The sequence below is a fragment of the Prevotella sp. P5-126 genome, assembly GCF_002251185.1.
Classification (GTDB): domain Bacteria; phylum Bacteroidota; class Bacteroidia; order Bacteroidales; family Bacteroidaceae; genus Prevotella.
Genome location: NZ_NPIZ01000089.1, coordinates 1 through 16,888 on the forward strand (window position 1 = coordinate 1; position 16,888 = coordinate 16,888).

Annotated in this window: 13 protein-coding genes; 4 read left to right on the forward strand and 9 right to left on the reverse strand. The window is 47.0% G+C overall.

What is annotated here, in order from left to right; translation table 11 throughout:
- The 4 genes from CIK90_RS10300 to CIK90_RS10310 form a co-directional block, all read left to right on the forward strand.
- Positions 1-1,580, forward strand: a 1,580-nt coding sequence (locus CIK90_RS10300; RefSeq protein WP_094465221.1) for a fimbrillin family protein, incomplete at its 5' end; no start/stop codon positions are given.
- A gap of 495 nt (positions 1,581-2,075) precedes the next feature.
- Complete coding sequence (locus tag CIK90_RS14565) at positions 2,076-2,207, forward strand: hypothetical protein (protein WP_256387359.1); 132 nt, start codon at positions 2,076-2,078, stop codon at positions 2,205-2,207.
- A gap of 5 nt (positions 2,208-2,212) precedes the next feature.
- Positions 2,213-3,826: a fimbrillin family protein gene (locus tag CIK90_RS14245; protein WP_094465223.1), complete on the forward strand. Its 1,614-nt coding sequence runs from the start codon at positions 2,213-2,215 to the stop codon at positions 3,824-3,826.
- The gene (locus CIK90_RS10310) at positions 3,801-5,384 is read left to right on the forward strand and encodes a hypothetical protein (RefSeq protein WP_158216060.1); all 1,584 of its coding nucleotides are present in this window, start codon (positions 3,801-3,803) and stop codon (positions 5,382-5,384) included. The genes CIK90_RS14245 and CIK90_RS10310 overlap by 26 nt, the downstream gene beginning before the upstream one ends.
- A 375-nt stretch (positions 5,385-5,759) precedes the next feature.
- Here the strand turns inward: CIK90_RS10310 and CIK90_RS10320 are convergent, their stop codons facing one another.
- The 9 genes from CIK90_RS10320 to CIK90_RS10360 form a co-directional block, all read right to left on the reverse strand.
- Positions 5,760-7,385: an ABC transporter ATP-binding protein gene (locus CIK90_RS10320; RefSeq protein ID WP_094465229.1), complete on the reverse strand. Its 1,626-nt coding sequence runs from the start codon at positions 7,383-7,385 to the stop codon at positions 5,760-5,762.
- Entirely contained in the window at positions 7,382-7,648 is a 267-nt protein-coding gene (locus CIK90_RS10325; protein ID WP_094390604.1) for a PqqD family protein, read from the reverse strand. Before CIK90_RS10325 ends, CIK90_RS10320 begins: the two co-directional genes overlap by 4 nt.
- Positions 7,649-7,653: 5 nt before the next feature.
- Positions 7,654-8,073 (reverse strand): S24/S26 family peptidase, encoded by a 420-nt coding sequence (locus CIK90_RS10330; RefSeq protein WP_094446839.1) that lies wholly within the window; start codon positions 8,071-8,073, stop codon positions 7,654-7,656.
- Complete coding sequence (locus tag CIK90_RS10335; RefSeq protein ID WP_094465231.1) at positions 8,070-8,915, reverse strand: hypothetical protein; 846 nt, start codon at positions 8,913-8,915, stop codon at positions 8,070-8,072. Before CIK90_RS10335 ends, CIK90_RS10330 begins: the two co-directional genes overlap by 4 nt.
- The gene (locus tag CIK90_RS10340; protein ID WP_094465233.1) at positions 8,912-10,021 is read right to left on the reverse strand and encodes a nucleotidyltransferase family protein; all 1,110 of its coding nucleotides are present in this window, start codon (positions 10,019-10,021) and stop codon (positions 8,912-8,914) included. The genes CIK90_RS10335 and CIK90_RS10340 overlap by 4 nt, the downstream gene beginning before the upstream one ends.
- 466 nt (positions 10,022-10,487) lie before the next feature.
- A complete protein-coding gene (locus CIK90_RS10345) occupies positions 10,488-12,617 on the reverse strand; it encodes a pectinesterase family protein (protein WP_094465235.1) in 2,130 nt (709 codons plus the stop codon).
- Between the two features lie 271 nt (positions 12,618-12,888).
- Positions 12,889-13,863 (reverse strand): PCMD domain-containing protein, encoded by a 975-nt coding sequence (locus tag CIK90_RS10350; protein WP_094465237.1) that lies wholly within the window; start codon positions 13,861-13,863, stop codon positions 12,889-12,891.
- Entirely contained in the window at positions 13,860-15,545 is a 1,686-nt protein-coding gene (locus tag CIK90_RS10355) for a phosphoethanolamine transferase (RefSeq protein WP_094465239.1), read from the reverse strand. Before CIK90_RS10355 ends, CIK90_RS10350 begins: the two co-directional genes overlap by 4 nt.
- The gene (locus tag CIK90_RS10360) at positions 15,545-16,750 is read right to left on the reverse strand and encodes a BamA/TamA family outer membrane protein (RefSeq protein WP_094465241.1); all 1,206 of its coding nucleotides are present in this window, start codon (positions 16,748-16,750) and stop codon (positions 15,545-15,547) included. The genes CIK90_RS10355 and CIK90_RS10360 overlap by 1 nt, the downstream gene beginning before the upstream one ends.
- Between the last annotated feature and the right edge of the window lie 138 nt (positions 16,751-16,888).

Genomic DNA, 16,888 nt, shown 5'->3' on the forward strand with positions numbered 1-16,888 from the left:
AATATATTCAATCTATGATGGCTTTTGCAGCCATCGTGTCCTTTGCGTCATGTTCGTCGGAGGACAACAACACTACAATTGAAAATGAGAGTGCGGTAAAGGTAATGACCTTTACTGCAACGCAAGAGGGTGACGAACAATCAACAAGGGCAGCTATTTCAACCTCTGATAGTAAAGTCATCAATTGGGAAGAAGGCGACCAAATAAGCATCTTTGATGGGACGAATAATAAGCAGTTTACATTGAAGGATGGTAAAGGAACACCAAATGCTACTTTTACAGGTGAGGCACTTGAGTCGGGTTCTTATACAGCCGTTTATCCACATCAGTCAACTGCATCTCTTTCTGGCAATGATGTTACAAACGTAACCCTTCCTGCCACTCAAACCGCTACCGATAACAGCTTCGACAAGAATGCTGCATTAATGATGGCTCAGAGCAATAGCACCACGTTGAATTTTAAGAATGTCGTAGGCTATGTAAAGGTGAAACCAAATTTTGATTGCAAAAGAATAGATTTAAAAGCTTTTGACAACTCTGCGGTATTGGCAGGAACTGGCACAGTCTCTTATAACAACGGAGAACCAACACTCGACCTTTCCAATGCGACAACAAAGGATTATGCCATCACACTGAAAGGAGACATCAAGGCAGGCAATTACTACTATATTGCAGTACCCCCAGTTACACTTAAGGCTGGTTGGACTATAAAATTCACAGCGTCTGATGGTACAGTATATTCCCGCAAGGGAACAAAAGACATCACTTTCACTCGCAACAAGGTGACCAACCTTGGTGTGTTTGATATCAATGAAACAAATTGGTATGAGCCAAGAGGAAAAATAGATGAAAATAGGGAGGTTGATTTGGGATTTACAATAAAGATTGGCACAAAGAATTATAAAGTTATTTTTGCCAATGCCAACCTCTCAACAGGCACAGGTACAGGTCTTGCCTATTATGAATACGACTACGGCGATTATTTTGCTTGGGGAGCAACTAAGCCTTGGTATGTTGCTTATTATATTAATGCTCCTGGTGAAACACCGACAGTAGGAGGAGACGCTAATTGGGACACATCAGGTGGATACTCACAAGCCAATGCCCCATTCTATAATAATTCAACACGTTCATATACCAAATACACGGCTGGAAATACCCTTGAAGCATCTGACGATGCCGCAAACGTGATTCTCGGTGGTGACTGGCAGATACCAACTACAGAGATTTGGCGGGAATTGAACGATGCCAATACAAAAACGGTGAATTGGGAGTTTTATGAAAATAAGGTTTCGGAAACAATAGTCAAAGGAATGAAGATAACCAAGAAAGACGATTCTAATACTTATATCTTCTTGCCTGCAGCTGGCCAAGTTGGCCGAGGCGAGAATAACGGGACTTCGTTTTACTATGTCAACTTGGGGGGCTACTACTGGTCAGGCACAGCAGGCGCCCCCGATTACACTGGCGCGTATCGCCTGAACTTCTCTTTTATTTTCCAAAGTGTCTATCCGAATGGCAACTTCGATCGCTACTACGGTTACACGGTGCGCCCGGTGCGCTTGGTTGCAGTGGATTGAAACTTCAGCAATAGCGCAAGGCGATGGGATTTATATATCCCTCCGCCTCCTAAACCCCGAAGGGGTGACATAGCCCAGCACAGGGCGTGAGCCCTGTGTATATGAATCACCCCATTCCCCCTCCCTCCACGCGCCGTCGTCGCGCGAGGAGGGTAGGATGGGAAACCAAGCAAAAAAGTTGTTAAACAATAAAAAGTTGCCGAAAAGTTTGGCAGTTTCATCACTAATTTTGCACCGACATTTGCAAGTTGCCCAACTCGCTTGGACTTCTGAGCCAATAGAGTTTGGCTCCGCATTTGTCTCTATTTATGGGAGAGCGTCTTCATGCGCTTTGTTTCTGACTTCTCGAAATCAGGTAAACCAGAACCTCGAGAAGTGGGACAGGCAAGTGTCAGGTTCCACGCTTTTTCATTAATAGGATCACCTTATATTAATTAATCATTAACCAGCCGACTCCGAGAACCTATAGGCAAAAATGAATCAAGAAACACAAAAATGGAAAAAAAAGAAAAGAAAATCTATCAATCTCCTATTATGACGGTTTATGAAATCAGCAGGACACAGATTTTGGCGGGAAGTACTAATGGAGAAACAGAATCACTTGGTGAAGAAGAATATACATGGTAAAAAGAATGAAAATGAAGAAATATATTCAATCTATGATGGCTTTTGCAGCCATCGTGTCCTTTGCGTCATGTTCGTCGGAGGACAACAACACTACAATTGAAAATGAGAGTGCGGTAAAGGTAATGACCTTTACTGCAACGCAAGAAGGTAATGAGGCAAGCACTAGGGCTATACTAAGCGGTACCAATATTCACTGGGAATCAGAAGACGAAATAAGCATCTTCGATGGGACGAATAATAATCAGTTTACGCTAACTGATGGTGATGGAAGAACATTTGGTAAGTTTTCAGGTAAGGCAGGACAATCAACTTCTTATACAGCCGTTTATCCGTATCAGGAAAATGCCTCTCTTTCGGGCGATGATGTTACAAACGTAACCCTTCCTGCCACTCAATATGCCAGAGACAACAGTTTTGACAAGAAAGCTGCATTAATGATGGCAAAGAGCACCAACACAACTTTGGAATTCAAAAATGCCGTTGGTTATGTGAAGGTGAAACCAAGGTTTGCTTGCAGCAAGATTGTGTTGAAGGCAGCTGGAGCATCTGAATATCTTGCAGGAAAGTGTACACTTTTATACGATACTAATAGCAATATACCGTCGATAACATTTACCTCAGAACAATCAACATCCATTACACTATCGGGAAACATTACTGCGAACACGGCTTATTACATAGCTGTTCCTGCCGTAACACTCTCCACAGGTTGGAGCATTTCGTTCACTGACAAAACCGGTGATGTTTACACTCGCACAGGTTCTAAGAGTATTACATTTAAGAGAAATACTATCATTAATCTCGGTGAGTTTTCAAGAACTGACAATAAGTTGAAATTGACGTTATCACAAAATGGTAATGTGCCAGCGAACAAACAGGTTGACATGGGAGTGTTTACAATTGGTGATAAGAATTATCGAGTAATCTTCGCCACATCCAACCTAACAAAAAATGGTCTTGCCGAAAATGAATATGATTTTGGTGATTATTTTGCTTGGGGAGCTACTGAGCCTTGGTGTACGCAATATTCTCGTACTGGCACAGGATATGACGTTAAAGTTTCACCAACGGCTTGGGAGAACACCAAAAATGCCACAGTTTACGATTGGGCAACTGTTCCATTTAGAGATGGTAATAACTGGTATTGCAACCAATACATTAATGATGGCGAAAAACTTGCTATGGAGCACGATGCCGCTCGTCAGATACTTACAGGTGACTGGCAGATACCAACAAAAGAGATTTGGGATAAATTGTTTGAGTCTTCAAAGTACGAATGGACTAAGACTAAAAAAGCAAAATACAATGGCTACCAAGTGAAAAGCAAAAAAAGTGAAACAGGAACTATCTTCTTGCCTGTAGCTGGCGAAGTCAATAGATCTTCGCTCAGCGGTGCCGGTACTTCCGGCTCCTACTGGTCAGGCACAGCCAACTCGAAAGATGCCGCATATTCCCTGTACTTATATTTATATTACGATGAGGGATATCCGCAGATCTCCACAAAATATCGCTACTACGGTTATTCGGTGCGCCCGGTGCGCTTGGTTGTGGAATCTTTGGCGGATCCTGTTGCTACTACAGAGAGATATGGTTATGAAAACGATTTCAAATGGGAATAATTATTATATTAGAACAATGAAGAAATATATTCTACCTTTTATGTCCATTGCGATGCTGATGGCAATGGCAAGTTGCTCATCGTCAGACGATGAAGTGGCAGAAATCAAAGAAGAAAGCAAGTTAGTTCCAATGACTTTCACTGCCACACAAGAAAGTAATGCGGGAACTCGTACGGCTCTTAATGCTGGCACTGGTGTCGATTGGCAGACAGGTGATAAGATTAGTGTATTTGATGGTCAAGGTAACCGGACGTTTACATTAACAGAAGATGTTGAAGACGGTAAATTTTCTGGCACTGCATCGTCACAAGCAACATCTTTCACTGCTGTTTATCCATACACAGAAGGAGCTAAACTTGAAAAAGATGGTAGTGTAAGTGGTATAACTCTTCCTGCAGAACAAACTCCAACTATTTGGAGTTTCGACCCAAAGGCAGCATTGATGATGGCTGTATCGACAAAAGACAAAAAGTATAATTTGGATTTCAAGAATGCCGTAAGTCTTATAAAGTTACAGATAGAGTTTCCTTGCAAGAAGATAGTGCTGACTGCAAATGAAGATATTGCAGGTACAGGAACATTAACTTATAGCAATGGCGCTCCTTCAATCTCTTTTACGTCAAACCAATCGAAGACCATTACTTTGAAACCTGCTACAGGAGAATATCTTAAAAAAGGTCAGTATTTTATTGTAGTTCCTCCTATAACCTTGACAAAAGGTTTCAGCATTAGTTTCCATGCCTCTGATGAATATTGTGTTTACACTCGAACAAGCACCAAAAGCAATACGTTTAATCGTAGTAAGTTTAAACACATCGGCATATTTAAGACAACAGGTAACGGATGGGAATGGACATATAATTCGCGTGGCATAGTAAAAGCCGACCAAGAACTTGATATGGGAGAGTTTCAAATTAATGGAAAAAACTATAGATTAATATTCGCCAAATCCAACCTAACAGCCAATGGTCTTGCCGCAAATGAATATGATTATGGTGATTACTTTGCTTGGGGAGCTACATCGGTATGGTATTCTGCAATAAACCAAAATACCAATCCATGGTCAATTACACCTTTGGGTGACAAACCAGGTGGATACACGAAAGACAATGCCCCATATTACTATAATGGCAAATACACGTCAGGAAATACCCTTGAAGCAGCAGACGATGCCGCTCGTCAGATACTTAAAGGTGACTGGCAGATACCAACAAAAGAGATTTGGGAGGCTTTGGACTATGCCAAGAATAATCAGGTCTATTGGGGACCCGATGGAAATAGGACCTTTACCCAAGTTCAAGGAAAAGGAATCAACGGAATTCAGATAATCAGGAATGACAGATCTGGTAAGTATCTCTTCTTGCCTGCAGCTGGTTACGTCTTTATGACTGATTTCAAGGATGTCGGCTCTATAGGCTACTACTGGTCAGCCACAGCCTACACGAACAATCGCGCGTATAACCTGCATTGCGATGGCAGTCATGTAAATCATGATTACAATCACTATCACAATATAGGTTTACCGGTGCGCCCGGTGCGCTTGGTTGCAGTGGATTGAAACTTCAGCAAGGGTCATGGGGACAGGTACATTGGTTCACTCTTTAGGGTCGATGAACCTGTCCCCGATGATTCCCGAAATTACATCCAATCCTCCGAACCGCCCAATATGGTTTGTAGATGACCCTCTTTGGTTTGCAGATACCTCATTTTGTATTTCCAACACCCAACAACTGTTAAAAATCACCTCCAATTCCGTACATTTCTTCCAAAAGCCTTGCACAATCCAAATAAATGCTTTACCTTTGCACCACAAGAACCCGCCAAGCCTCTCTACGATGCTTAAATCGGCGGGTCGTTTTATTTTTATACCAAGGGTCATGGGGACAGGTACATTGGTTCACTCTTTAGGGGCGATGAACCTGTCCCCGATGATTCAAATCTCAAGGCGTTCATCACATAGTGACACCACTTTCTTTCTGTGGGTGATAAGTAGGATGGTGGTGGATGGACGGGCGGCGAAAAGGCGACTGAACAATGCTCGCTCCGTGTCCTCGTCGAGAGCCGAACTGATCTCGTCGAGCAAAAAGACGGCACCGGGTCGGAGAAGTCCGCGTGCTATGGCTATGCGTTGCGCCTGTCCCTCACTCAATCCTCCGCCATGTTCCGACAATACCGTGTCGATACCTTGCGGCAAGTCGAAGACGAAGTCGGCACACGATGTGTGAAGTGCAGTATGCAGTTCCTCGTCGGATGCATCCGGTTTTGCCATCAGCAGGTTATTGCGTATCGTGCCACTTATCAGAGTGTTTCCCTGTGGCACAAACACCACATTCTTCCTCATGCTCTTGTCGGCAGCATGAGAGAATCCATTCCCGTAGAATGTCACCTCTCCACTGTCGGGTTGTATGAAATTGAGTATGAGTCGGAAGAGCGTTGTCTTTCCTGCACCTGTTGTTCCGAGTATTGCGGTCTTGGTGCCCGGACGGAAGACATGCGAGAAATTACTCATCACCTCCCTGTCGCCCTTGGCATATCGGAATGTCACGTTGTCCATGCGTATGCCAAGCAATGTGCGGGTAGTGATGTCTTCGCCGTCGCATGGTTGTTTCTCCTCGCCATGTTCCATCTCCTTCAGCCGGTCGATACTGGCAGTGCTGTATATGATTGACGGAAATGCGCCGAGCAATGACAGGATAGGTTGTTGTATCTGTCCTACGAGTTGAAGGAAGGATGTCATCACTCCGAAGGTGATTGCCCCCGTGCGCAGTCCGTAGGCTCCCCACACAAAGGCGAGCATATATCCCAAGCCGAATGTGCAACCAAGTGCAAACCGGCTGAACACCATAAACCGTGAACGACGGATATAGTTGGCGGTCTGCCTGTCCTGCAGTTCTTCCACCCTGTCCTGCATCCATCTCTCGCCCTGTAATGCCCTCAGCACAACATTCAATTCCACACTCTCCTGTATCCTCGCCATTATTCTGCTCTCATCCTCGCGTATCGAGAGAGTGATGCGTTTCAGTCGGTGGGAGATATACTTACCGATGATTATTGCGAGTGGAGTGATGAGAATGAGCGCCCATGCCAGTCGGCTGTCAAACCATCTCATCAGGAGGAACGCTCCAACCAGTTGTATAGTCATCACCACCACCTGCGGCAGTTGCACAGCCAATGTCTCGCTCACTGCATCTATGTCCTTGGCCATCCTCGAGGTGACGTCCCCCGAGTGTATATCATTGGCCTCAAACAATCGTCGGTTGAAGAGTTGCGAGAAGATAGCGAGGCGCAGTTCCGCCACCTTCTTGATAAATGCCTTATTGGCAAGGTATTGGTTTAGTTGGCGTATGCCCCCCCCCGCCACTACGGCAGCAGCTATCAGCAATGCCTGCACAGCCATCTCGCTCATGGTGCCCCTCATGGCTACGTCGTCGATGAGCCTCTTGCTCAGCCATACTACGCACAATGCAAGCCCTGTCTGCAGCAGTCCTGCCATTATGCGCACAAGGATATTCAGTCTTATGCCGCGCGAGTTGTCTATAAACCACCTTGCATACTTCATCTATCCACCACTCCGGTCTTTATCCATTCTTCCAGGATGGCCTCCACGTCATGTCGTGCCACCTCTTGTTCCACGTCGTATTCCTTGCACAATGCCAGTGTCAAGGAGTCGATGTCCGAATCCTCTTCGAGCTGTTCCCAAAGGTATGCCGCAGTGTCGTTGAGACTTATCAACCTGCCGAAATCCACGGCTCCAAGTCCTTCGCCCACCAGCACTTTCTCTCCGCATACTTCGCGGAGCACCATTCCGTCTTTCTTCTTCATATCTTCTAAATGTTTAATTTCAATATATATCGTCTTAAGGGCAATAGCGCCCACCATATTTCGGATGCCGTCTTGCGCCAACGGGTGTATAGATAATGACGCTTTTGATTACTGTCCACCACATGAGTGGCAATAGCCTTGACGTCGCCTATGGAGCAGTGTTCTCGTCCGACAAGATTTCCGTCGCCCATCAGCGTCACACTCTCGCCCTCAATCCTCTCTATGCGGTGGAGCACATATCGCCTGTTCTCCACCCATGCCAATGCCACGATGCCGCGCTTGAGCCCTGCAGGAGGAGCGAGTATGACACTCTCCTTGCCGCCGATGATAAATGGCAGCATGCTGCGCCCCGAAACAGGCAGAGTCACACTATATCCTTCGTTCATCAGCGCCACAGCCTCGTCAATTATCTTGTTGTCGTTCATATTGTTGAGCTTGTCATTTTTGCTGCCGCCTCGTCGGGCAGACAGTCCATGTGCCACATTCTTGCCGTTGCAGTCAGTGAGTTGAGCGCACGATGCAGTCCGTCGGCGATGTTCTTCTCCCACCTCTTTCCCGACACACTTGATGCCATGGTGGCGTATGCCTCGATGGGCGACATCTGTCGGATGGCGTTATGAGGTGCCTGACGTAGCCTCACTATTGCACCCAAGGGATAATGCTCGTTGACATAACACGGAGTCTTTCCGCTCCATGGCGATCCATACACCTCCGCTTCCCCGTCAGCCTCTATCCTCACCACGGGATTATCGTCGTTTAGCAGTCGGCTGCCGTCAATATATCTGAGCCACAAGCGGGTGTGAGTGCTCTTGCCCGTTCCGCTCGGTCCGAGGAACATATACGCCTTTCCCCCGCGACATACCACCGACGCATGAAACAGCAAAGTGTCCATTTCCGCCGTGGCAAGGGCAAATGCAATCATCATCGCGTTGTCGATAGCCAATTTGGGCAGTTCGCCAGTATATACCGTCGCCCTGCGATAGTCGCTGCCACATTCCATCCAGCCGGCCATCTTCCCGTGCGAGCGGAACACGAACAACGGATTTCCTCCCGAATGTCCGCATGCTATCTCGTCGCCCTCTTCCTCCTGTCGCCATTCCTCTGTCCAAGTCTCGGGTAGGGGAGCATTCTCGCGTATCACGACACTTATCAGCGGCTCCGACGGAGTCACCTCAAACGGACGGCAGTTGTCGAGCAATGCGAAGATGTCGTCCCCGGCAGTCAATGCCATCACATGTCGTGCCACACTATAATATCTTGTTGTCATTCTTCGTGAACATATCTTAGTGATAAACTTCTGTACTTAATCCTCTTGGGTATTGTGCGTATGATATAGATCACAAACTTGACATTAATCCACAGACATTCCTGGAATGAGAATCCCATCAGCCTTATCGGTATCAGTATGCCACTGATTACGGTTTGCCAGTATCCCTTTCGGCGGTTTTCGTGATACCACCCAAAGTTTCCGCTCTTAAATGCCTCGTCGAGCATACATCTGCCACGCCTTTCATCCTTCGGGCATAACATCCTGTCGCTCTCCATTGAGAACAGTTCGCTCATCATCCACATCACCGCTCCTGCCGTTTTCCGCAGTCCGAACCTTGACAGTTGGGAGGCTACAAATCGCCTGTCTTCCTCAGATGAAATCTTCATCAGCATATAGTAATCCACGATATGCCTCAGTCCGATGCCTCCCGAGAGGAAATGCCTTTGTATATGCGCCATCTGCATGAACAGGGCGAATCTGCAGGTGGGCACGTCAAAGCCTTCGGGACAACTCTCCGACAGCAGGATTTCCTTTTCGAGAAACCGTTGCAGTCGGCGGTTGGTGATGGGGTTGTAATTACCCGACGACGGTCGGAAGTGCACCTCCACCGCGATACCGCTTGCGTTTTTATTCAGGTGCACATGATGATACGACACGGTGTCCTTTGTGTCCAGAACGCCCTCGTCGCCCAGCAGTTTCACGACGCTGTCCCTGCCGCCTTCCACCCATATATCGATGTCTCCGGGTTGCCGTTCGTCGGGGTGAGGATACAGTCGTGCGTTGGCTTGTCCTTTCAGTATTGCCGTCTTCCGTCCTCTTTCGCCAAACCATCGCGTTAGCCTTGCAGCCTCTGCGTTCATCTTAGCGTTGAATCTGCGTATAGCTTCGGCTTTCAGGGTCCATTCCATCAGTAGCGGTTTGGGTATGCCAACGTCGCCACTCATCCGATTTACCACACAATATATCACCCCAGTGAGCGTTTGTTGGCATATCTGTATATCAACCTCCTTCCACTCCCTTTCCGGGAGTGTCATTGGCTCATAAGGTTCGCAGCCCACAGCCATTCTCATCAGCCGTATCAATGTCCACTTTGTGTCATTCATTTCTCATCTGCATATAATTGACTGCAAAGATAAAACTTTTATATGAAATCAGCAGAATAAATCCACGGAAATTTTGCATATTGAGATTTATTTGTTACCAAAACTGCAAGGGATTGAAGAAGGTTGCCATAGGTCAGCAGTATAAAGCCAATCCCAACGTCCCTTAACTTCTCTCTAACTTCCCTAACTTCCCTTAACTTCCCCCACATGCGCAACTGAGGGAATTGATTGAAGTTAAAGAAGTTATCACTCCCTACGGTCGTTCGGGAAGTTAAGAGACAATAGCCTTTTGCCGTAAGACGTAGGACATTTGTCCCTTAACTTCTCTCTAACTTCCCTAACTTCCCTTAACTTCCCCACATGCGAAAGTTCAGTAGCATAATATACAGAAAGCCAAGTGAAACTGCGCAATCTACGACATGATATTCGCAGATTGCGCAGTTTCTTGATGATTTGTTTCTGTGGCTTACAAGGTGACGGTCACTGTTGCCGAAGGTGCACTCAGTCCGCCCATTGGGTTGGCTGCGCGCACGCTGTAGATACCTGCTTGCTTTGCAGTATAGGTGGGTTGTTCGGTGAAATCGATCACGTTGCCATCTTTACAGATTGCCCACAACCATGTGTCGTAACTCTTGCTCCATGTCAGTACACCGGCGTTGACGCGGATGTCAACAGGAATAGCAGCCTGTTTGGTATCATCGGTAGGTTGCCAGTCGCCAAACATACGGTTCATGTTGCTGTAGGTATCAGCTTCTTTTTCTGTCAGTGTGGGATTGTTTTCATGGCTATTGGCAAAGATGGTCTTGCGTCCAGCGGTTTCGATGGTCACTCCGTTGCAGTCTCTTGAGTTCCATTCTGCAAAGCGTGCAGGCCATCCGTCATGCATCTCGTTCCATCCCAGAGTGGTAGGTTTCACATTCATTCGTGTGTCGATAAACACGGCAACAGGTGTTGCCTTGCCCCATGGGCGCCCCAAGGTGTAGGTGCCATCGACGTCGTTGCCTGATGCGCTGATGGTGCAGTTTTTGAACACCCAACCTACGTTTCTCGGTTTCGACGGTACTGCAGTATATCCACCGGCAATCTGTAGCAGTTCCAACTGGTTGAAATAGGCATCTCCTTTACCGCAGAGATAGTCGGTACGTCCACGCACCTGACCGCCCTCAAAGTAGTAGAGTCCCTGTTCGTTGCTACTGGTCCATGTGTCTTGGTAGCCATAGAGCAGGGTGTTCTTATAGATGGTGTTGGTGGCACAGTCATAGACAGCGAGGTTGCGTCCGAGTCTGTCGTCGATGCCACTTTTGATGGTGATGTCTTGGAAATAGGTGCCAACGGCAGCGTCTGTCAGTTGGAAAACAGGACTATAGCGTATGGTTTCGTATTTGTGGGCTGTGCCAAACGGACCTTTGAAGAGCATGCTCGAATCGTTGGAGATGTCTTGTGTGATGATGGTGGCGTCGCGGTCTTCACCAATCAGCGAGAGGTTGGCAGCGGTGATATAGGTGATAGGGTCGGGCAGATCGCCTTCCCACAATACGGTAGTGCGGTCTTTTCCCGTATGCTTATAGTGTTTCATTGCTCCTGTCGGCATTTTGTAAGTGCCTTTTTTTACCAAGATGCGGTAACGCGTCTGTTGGTCTTTGCGGCTGTTGGCAGCAGCAATAGCATGGCAGAGTTCGGCAGTTGTTGACACCACAGCATCATAGGCATGTTTGGTTTCTGTAGGAATCGTGATGTGTTTAGCCAAAATACCCTGCTCTTTCAGCAGTTGTGCGCAGAGTTGTGCAGCAGCCATAGCACCTTTTTTGTTATAGTGCGTCTTGTCGGTGGTAGTACCTTTGTCGAAGAGTGCCGCATAGCATGCGTCAAAACTGCCGTATTGCTCGTAGAGGTTTTTGGTGGCTGTGGTCATATCCACAAAACTGATATGTTCCTCTTTAGCCAACTGTCTCATGTGGTAGGGATAGTCCATGTCATGGTTGTCGCTGTCAATGTGTTGCTGGGTCATGATAGTATCTTGGTGCAAAGCATCAAACTTATCGCCCAAATCGTGTTGTCCGGCACGTGTTATCTTGTGGTCAGCACCGAAATAACATCTGCATACGGGTGATATAAGCACAGGAGTTGCACCTTTTGCCTTTACCTCTCTGATGATTTTTCTCAACCATTCTTTATAGGTGGAGTGGGGGATGGTGCCTCGTTTGTCCTTTCTTACAGTAGCCAACTGTGCCTCGTTTCCCTGTGCAGCATAGAAGGTCTGAAGTTCTTGGTTGTCCATGCCGTTGAACTTCTCATCGTTGTGTCCAAACTGTATGAGCACATAGTCGCCAGAGCCCACGCTATCCTTGGCATTCTGCCATAGCTCGTTATATCCGGCACGCGAGTCTCTTCCGCCTTTTGCATAGTTGAGGCTCACCCATCCATGGGTAAGGAAATTGCCGAAATACATACCCCATCCACGCATTTTTGTCGTGTTGACGTCGTAGGGGGCCATAGTGGAATCGCCCAGTGTGAATACTTTCTTGGCAGCCTGAATGTTGCATCCCAAGAGGATGGCGATGATGCAGACTGCCACCCTTGTCAGTTGTTGTTTCATGTTGTTGATTTGTCTTTTTAGTAGTTTTCTATTGCAAAGGTACGATTAAGTGAGCAGAATACAAAAAGAAAATTATGTTTTCTTTCTGTATTATCGAACGCGAGTACCTAAGACCGACAGGTCAAAGGTACGATTAAGTGAGTAGAATACAAAAAGAAAATTAAGTTTTTTCTTTTTGTATTATCGAACGCGAGTACCTAAGACCGACAGGTCAAAGGTACGATTAAGTGAGCAGAATACAAAAAGAAAATTATGTTTTCTTTCTGTATTCTTAATACTCCACTCTTACGTTGTCCACCCAAAGGGTGTTGCCCACCGAACCGATATAGGCACCACCGTGGCTGGAGTCAAACTGCAGAATCATGTGGGTAGGTGCTTCGTTGGCAGTAGCCCATCCTATTTCCTTCACAGGCATCATCTTGCCTTTCGAGTTTTTTGCCCATTTTGTGTCATTTCCTGACAATAGTCCCATATAGGGTTTGTAGAAATGCTGTCGGGTGATGTCACCGTAGTGGATGGGAAAAGATGCATTCTCCACCCATCCGTTGGTAGTTTTGGCAAAGCGCACCACCATAGTGCCTACACGTTTAGCCCAGATGTTGCCTTTGGCATCCTCCCATCGCTTTTGTAGCAAACAGACGCAGTCTGCCATGTCGATGCCTGCCACGGTTTTCACTTTGCTGAATCCCGTTTCCTTGATGCGGTTGGGGTGTCCCGATAGCTGCACCCGATAGTCGAACACCAGTGCTTTGGGTTTTCCGGTGAATTTCATACCCGCATCGAGTTTTGCCATAGGGTTTGATGTCGAAGTTATGGGTTCGAGGGTTTCGCCGAGGAAGATGCTTCCAGCTGCTAATACTTTGATGTTGACTATGCCCAACACCTTACACGTCTCGATGTGTGTCACCAGTTTGGCACAAAAGCCATGTCCCGGATGACTGTCTCTATAGACCGATACATTGGTTTTGGTAATGCCCGACACCTTCGCCATCACGTTTGACGTACCCCAAGGCGAACCGCCCCAGTTGGTGTATGGTGCATTCTGTTTCCACGTTTTGGCAGGCGCTATCTCGTAGAGGGTTTTGGTGTTTCCACCAATGATAGCACTCTCTTTCACATGGCGTGTCACCCATTGGTTCATATCACCATATTTAATAGGTTGAATGTTCTGGCCGTTAGCATCTGTCGTAGCGGTCAAAGTCAGCGCCAATATGGCGCCCGCTTTCATGAGTATGGCCTTTGTCATTTTATGATGTGTTTAAGTTTCAAGAGTCTTATATCCGTTTCCTGCATACATTCCTCGTAGGTTCTTGGCGTGTTGTGGTCGTCGAGGAAGAAGCGTTTCTGTTGGGGCATAAACCGCCGGCTTGCCAGCGACAGCGTATCGTTGCGGTAGGTTGTTGCCACGTGGCCCAAGGTCAGCAGCGTGTGAAACACACAGTTGCTAGATGCTGGCAACTGGCTGTTGCGATGCAGCGCATCAGCCTCGTTGGGAAACTGTTTGGTGTAAACCTCAGAAGTCCATATCACCATCGGCACATGCAGTTGGTAGAATGACGGATAGGGTGAGGCATGGAGGAATAGTTTGCGGCTATCGTCGAAGATGTCTTCTCCGTGGTCTGAGGTAAAGAGCATGGCAGTAGCGCCTCCTCGCTGTTGAGCCAATCTGATGATACGGTGTAATAGCCAGTCGGTGAAACGTATGGAATTGTCGTAGGCGTTTACCATCATCTGTCGGTATTGTGGTTTTGCTCCATTGTAAGAATCGGGCAGAAAGTGTGCCATCAACTTCGGATAGCGGTCGGTATAGTCGAAGTGTGAACCATAAGTATGTACCACGACAAAGAGTTTGTGATAGTCTTTTGCCAGTTGGTTTCGGAGTGGAGTCAGCACATCGCTATCTGTTGTCATGGCTTTACTGCCTCCATTGGCTGTATCGTGCAGGAAGATGCAGTCGTCTGCCTGTTCGCCGAGAAAGTCAATAAACGAGTGATTGCGCTGTTGGTTGGAGATGTATGCGGTGTGCCATCCTGCTTCTCGGAAAGCCTGCATGATGCCTTTGGTACTAAACAGGATATTGAAATCCTCTGCCGATGCCAACGACAGCAGTATCGGCACACTCTTATGGGTCGTGTTGCTTTGACTCATATAGTTGGAAAACACCGTCAGTCCTTGCTGTTTTGTCAGCAATGGGTTGGTGGGGCGGTGGTAGCCATAGAGTTGCCAGTTGTCGGATCTGCTTGTTTCACCCACCACACAGACAATCGTTTGGCGTGTAGTATCTGTCGGGTCTATCGTACTCTTGGCATTGAAAGTGAAATGGTCAGAAGTCTTATGGTATTCTGCCGATGCCTTCTCTCGACCGAATGCTAAGGTGCAATTGTAGCAGGCATTCAGTGGGAAAATGCTGTTGGTAGGTATAAAGTCTGTGGAGATTGTCACCGTTGTGGTCAGTAGAATAGCCGCCACAGCCATGATGAATCCACTCTTTCTCCAGTGTTTCACGAATGTATGGTCTAAATCCCTTTTCTTCGTCCATAGCGTGATGGCGAGGATGATGGTAGGTACATAGATGATGACCACCCAACCGATGGCAGGCAAAAGTTGTGAGAGAAGTTCGCCCACCTCGTCTCCATTGGTAGTGACGAGGTTGAGCCACATATCCACAGCAATAGGACCACGACCATAAAGATAGGTCAGTACCAGTTGGAAGGCACCCAGGAATAGGATGGGAAAGAGGATTATGACCGTGCGACCTATACGTCGTCCCACGGTTAGTGCCAGTATATAGAAGGCTATTGGTGCGATGATATTCACCATGTTGCCCCACAGTCCAAGTCCTTCGGTATAGATCTGTATGATGTTGGGCAGGATGAGTACTGTGAGGAAGAAGTAAAACAGTTTGTTGATAGTCTTTTGTTTCATCATCAGAATGCCTCGTTGATATTGAATATGAATCCTGTGCCGTTACGACTGAAGCCATAGTCCAGTCGCACGTTGACTCCCTTCTTGAACTGCCAGCGGTAGCCTATACCTGCATTGGGTAAGATGCGGTTCAGACGCATCTCACTGTAACGAGGGAATACCTCTGCGGCACCCAACCATACGACGATGCCGTTGCGATGCCATACATGTTGTCGCAGTTCTATCTGTGCGTCTATCACGTTTTTGTCGCGATAGCGTCCTTCGTAGTAGCCACGCATTCTTCTGCCTGATCCTACTTCAGAGAGCGATGACCAAGGCACCTCACCTGTTGTCTGTCGGGTGTGTATTTCTGCTGCTATGATGGCGCCACGCCATGCTTTGCGGTAGGTGGCAAGTTGCAGTTCTGCCGAATAGTAGGTGTGCTTATTGCCCAACATAGTGGGCGATGTCATGAGGTCGAGTTGTAAGAACCAACCTTTGGAGGCGTTGAGGATAAAGTCTCGAGAGTCTAAAGTATAGCTCAATCCCACACCGATGTCGTTGACCGTCATGGGTTGACCTTCAAGCAGTTGTGGTGCGCGGTCTTTCAGTTTATAGGCATGCACCAGTTGGTAGCGCACGATAGGACCTACATACGAATATCGGTTCAGGCGTGCCAACAGTCGTGTCATCACTTCCAGTTTGTCGTGACTGTATTTGCTTTTGTTGTCATCGTTGTCGCTCTGTGGATAACTCAATCCCCAGAGATACGACGGGAAGGTATAGGCATATAAGGTATAGTCCAGTCGGAAGTGGCGTTTGGGGAAGAAGTGGTTGCCGGAAAGTCCCACCATCATAAAGGCTTTGGTAGTGATGTCGCCGTAGAGTGAAGCGTTGGACCGTTCCAACAGCGAGTCGCTGCGGTCGGCACTATAGGTGGCAGAAGCTACAATGCCAAGTCCCAGTCCTGTCTCGTTATTGTAGTGTGGTCCGCCGATGATGCCGAAGTCAATCTTCTTGTTAGGGTCTGGTTTGTCGCTCTCTGCCAGATATTGCATCAGTTTGTCCACCAGTCCTTTCTTCCGTATTGTGTTGCTGTCGTTTTGTAGGACGGTGGCAGCGTCAGTATCTGTGTTTTGTGCTGTCGTTTGCATTGTAGTCATCGCCATGCAGAACGTCAACAGGAAAACAAATAGCTGTTGGAAACTATGTCTTTTTGTTCTTTTCATCAGTATGTCTTATATCATTTTGCCGTATTGCAGATCCTTTGTGCAATCGGCAGAAAGCTGACTGCAAATATAGCGTTTTCTTTTCATATCTGTCACAATCCTCTGCTTTTCTTTTCTAAAAACATCCTTTTAGAACAA

Coding starts and splice junctions, on each gene's coding strand:
- CIK90_RS14565 (WP_256387359.1), top strand. CDS start 2,076: ATGGAAAAAAAAGAAAAGAAAATCTATCAATCTCCTATTATGACGGTT.
- CIK90_RS14245 (WP_094465223.1), top strand. CDS start 2,213: ATGAAAATGAAGAAATATATTCAATCTATGATGGCTTTTGCAGCCATC.
- CIK90_RS10310 (WP_158216060.1), top strand. CDS start 3,801: ATGAAAACGATTTCAAATGGGAATAATTATTATATTAGAACAATGAAG.
- CIK90_RS10320 (WP_094465229.1), bottom strand. CDS start 7,385: ATGAAGTATGCAAGGTGGTTTATAGACAACTCGCGCGGCATAAGACTG.
- CIK90_RS10325 (WP_094390604.1), bottom strand. CDS start 7,648: ATGAAGAAGAAAGACGGAATGGTGCTCCGCGAAGTATGCGGAGAGAAA.
- CIK90_RS10330 (WP_094446839.1), bottom strand. CDS start 8,073: ATGAACGACAACAAGATAATTGACGAGGCTGTGGCGCTGATGAACGAA.
- CIK90_RS10335 (WP_094465231.1), bottom strand. CDS start 8,915: ATGACAACAAGATATTATAGTGTGGCACGACATGTGATGGCATTGACT.
- CIK90_RS10340 (WP_094465233.1), bottom strand. CDS start 10,021: ATGAATGACACAAAGTGGACATTGATACGGCTGATGAGAATGGCTGTG.
- CIK90_RS10345 (WP_094465235.1), bottom strand. CDS start 12,617: ATGAAACAACAACTGACAAGGGTGGCAGTCTGCATCATCGCCATCCTC.
- CIK90_RS10350 (WP_094465237.1), bottom strand. CDS start 13,863: ATGACAAAGGCCATACTCATGAAAGCGGGCGCCATATTGGCGCTGACT.
- CIK90_RS10355 (WP_094465239.1), bottom strand. CDS start 15,545: ATGATGAAACAAAAGACTATCAACAAACTGTTTTACTTCTTCCTCACA.
- CIK90_RS10360 (WP_094465241.1), bottom strand. CDS start 16,750: ATGAAAAGAACAAAAAGACATAGTTTCCAACAGCTATTTGTTTTCCTG.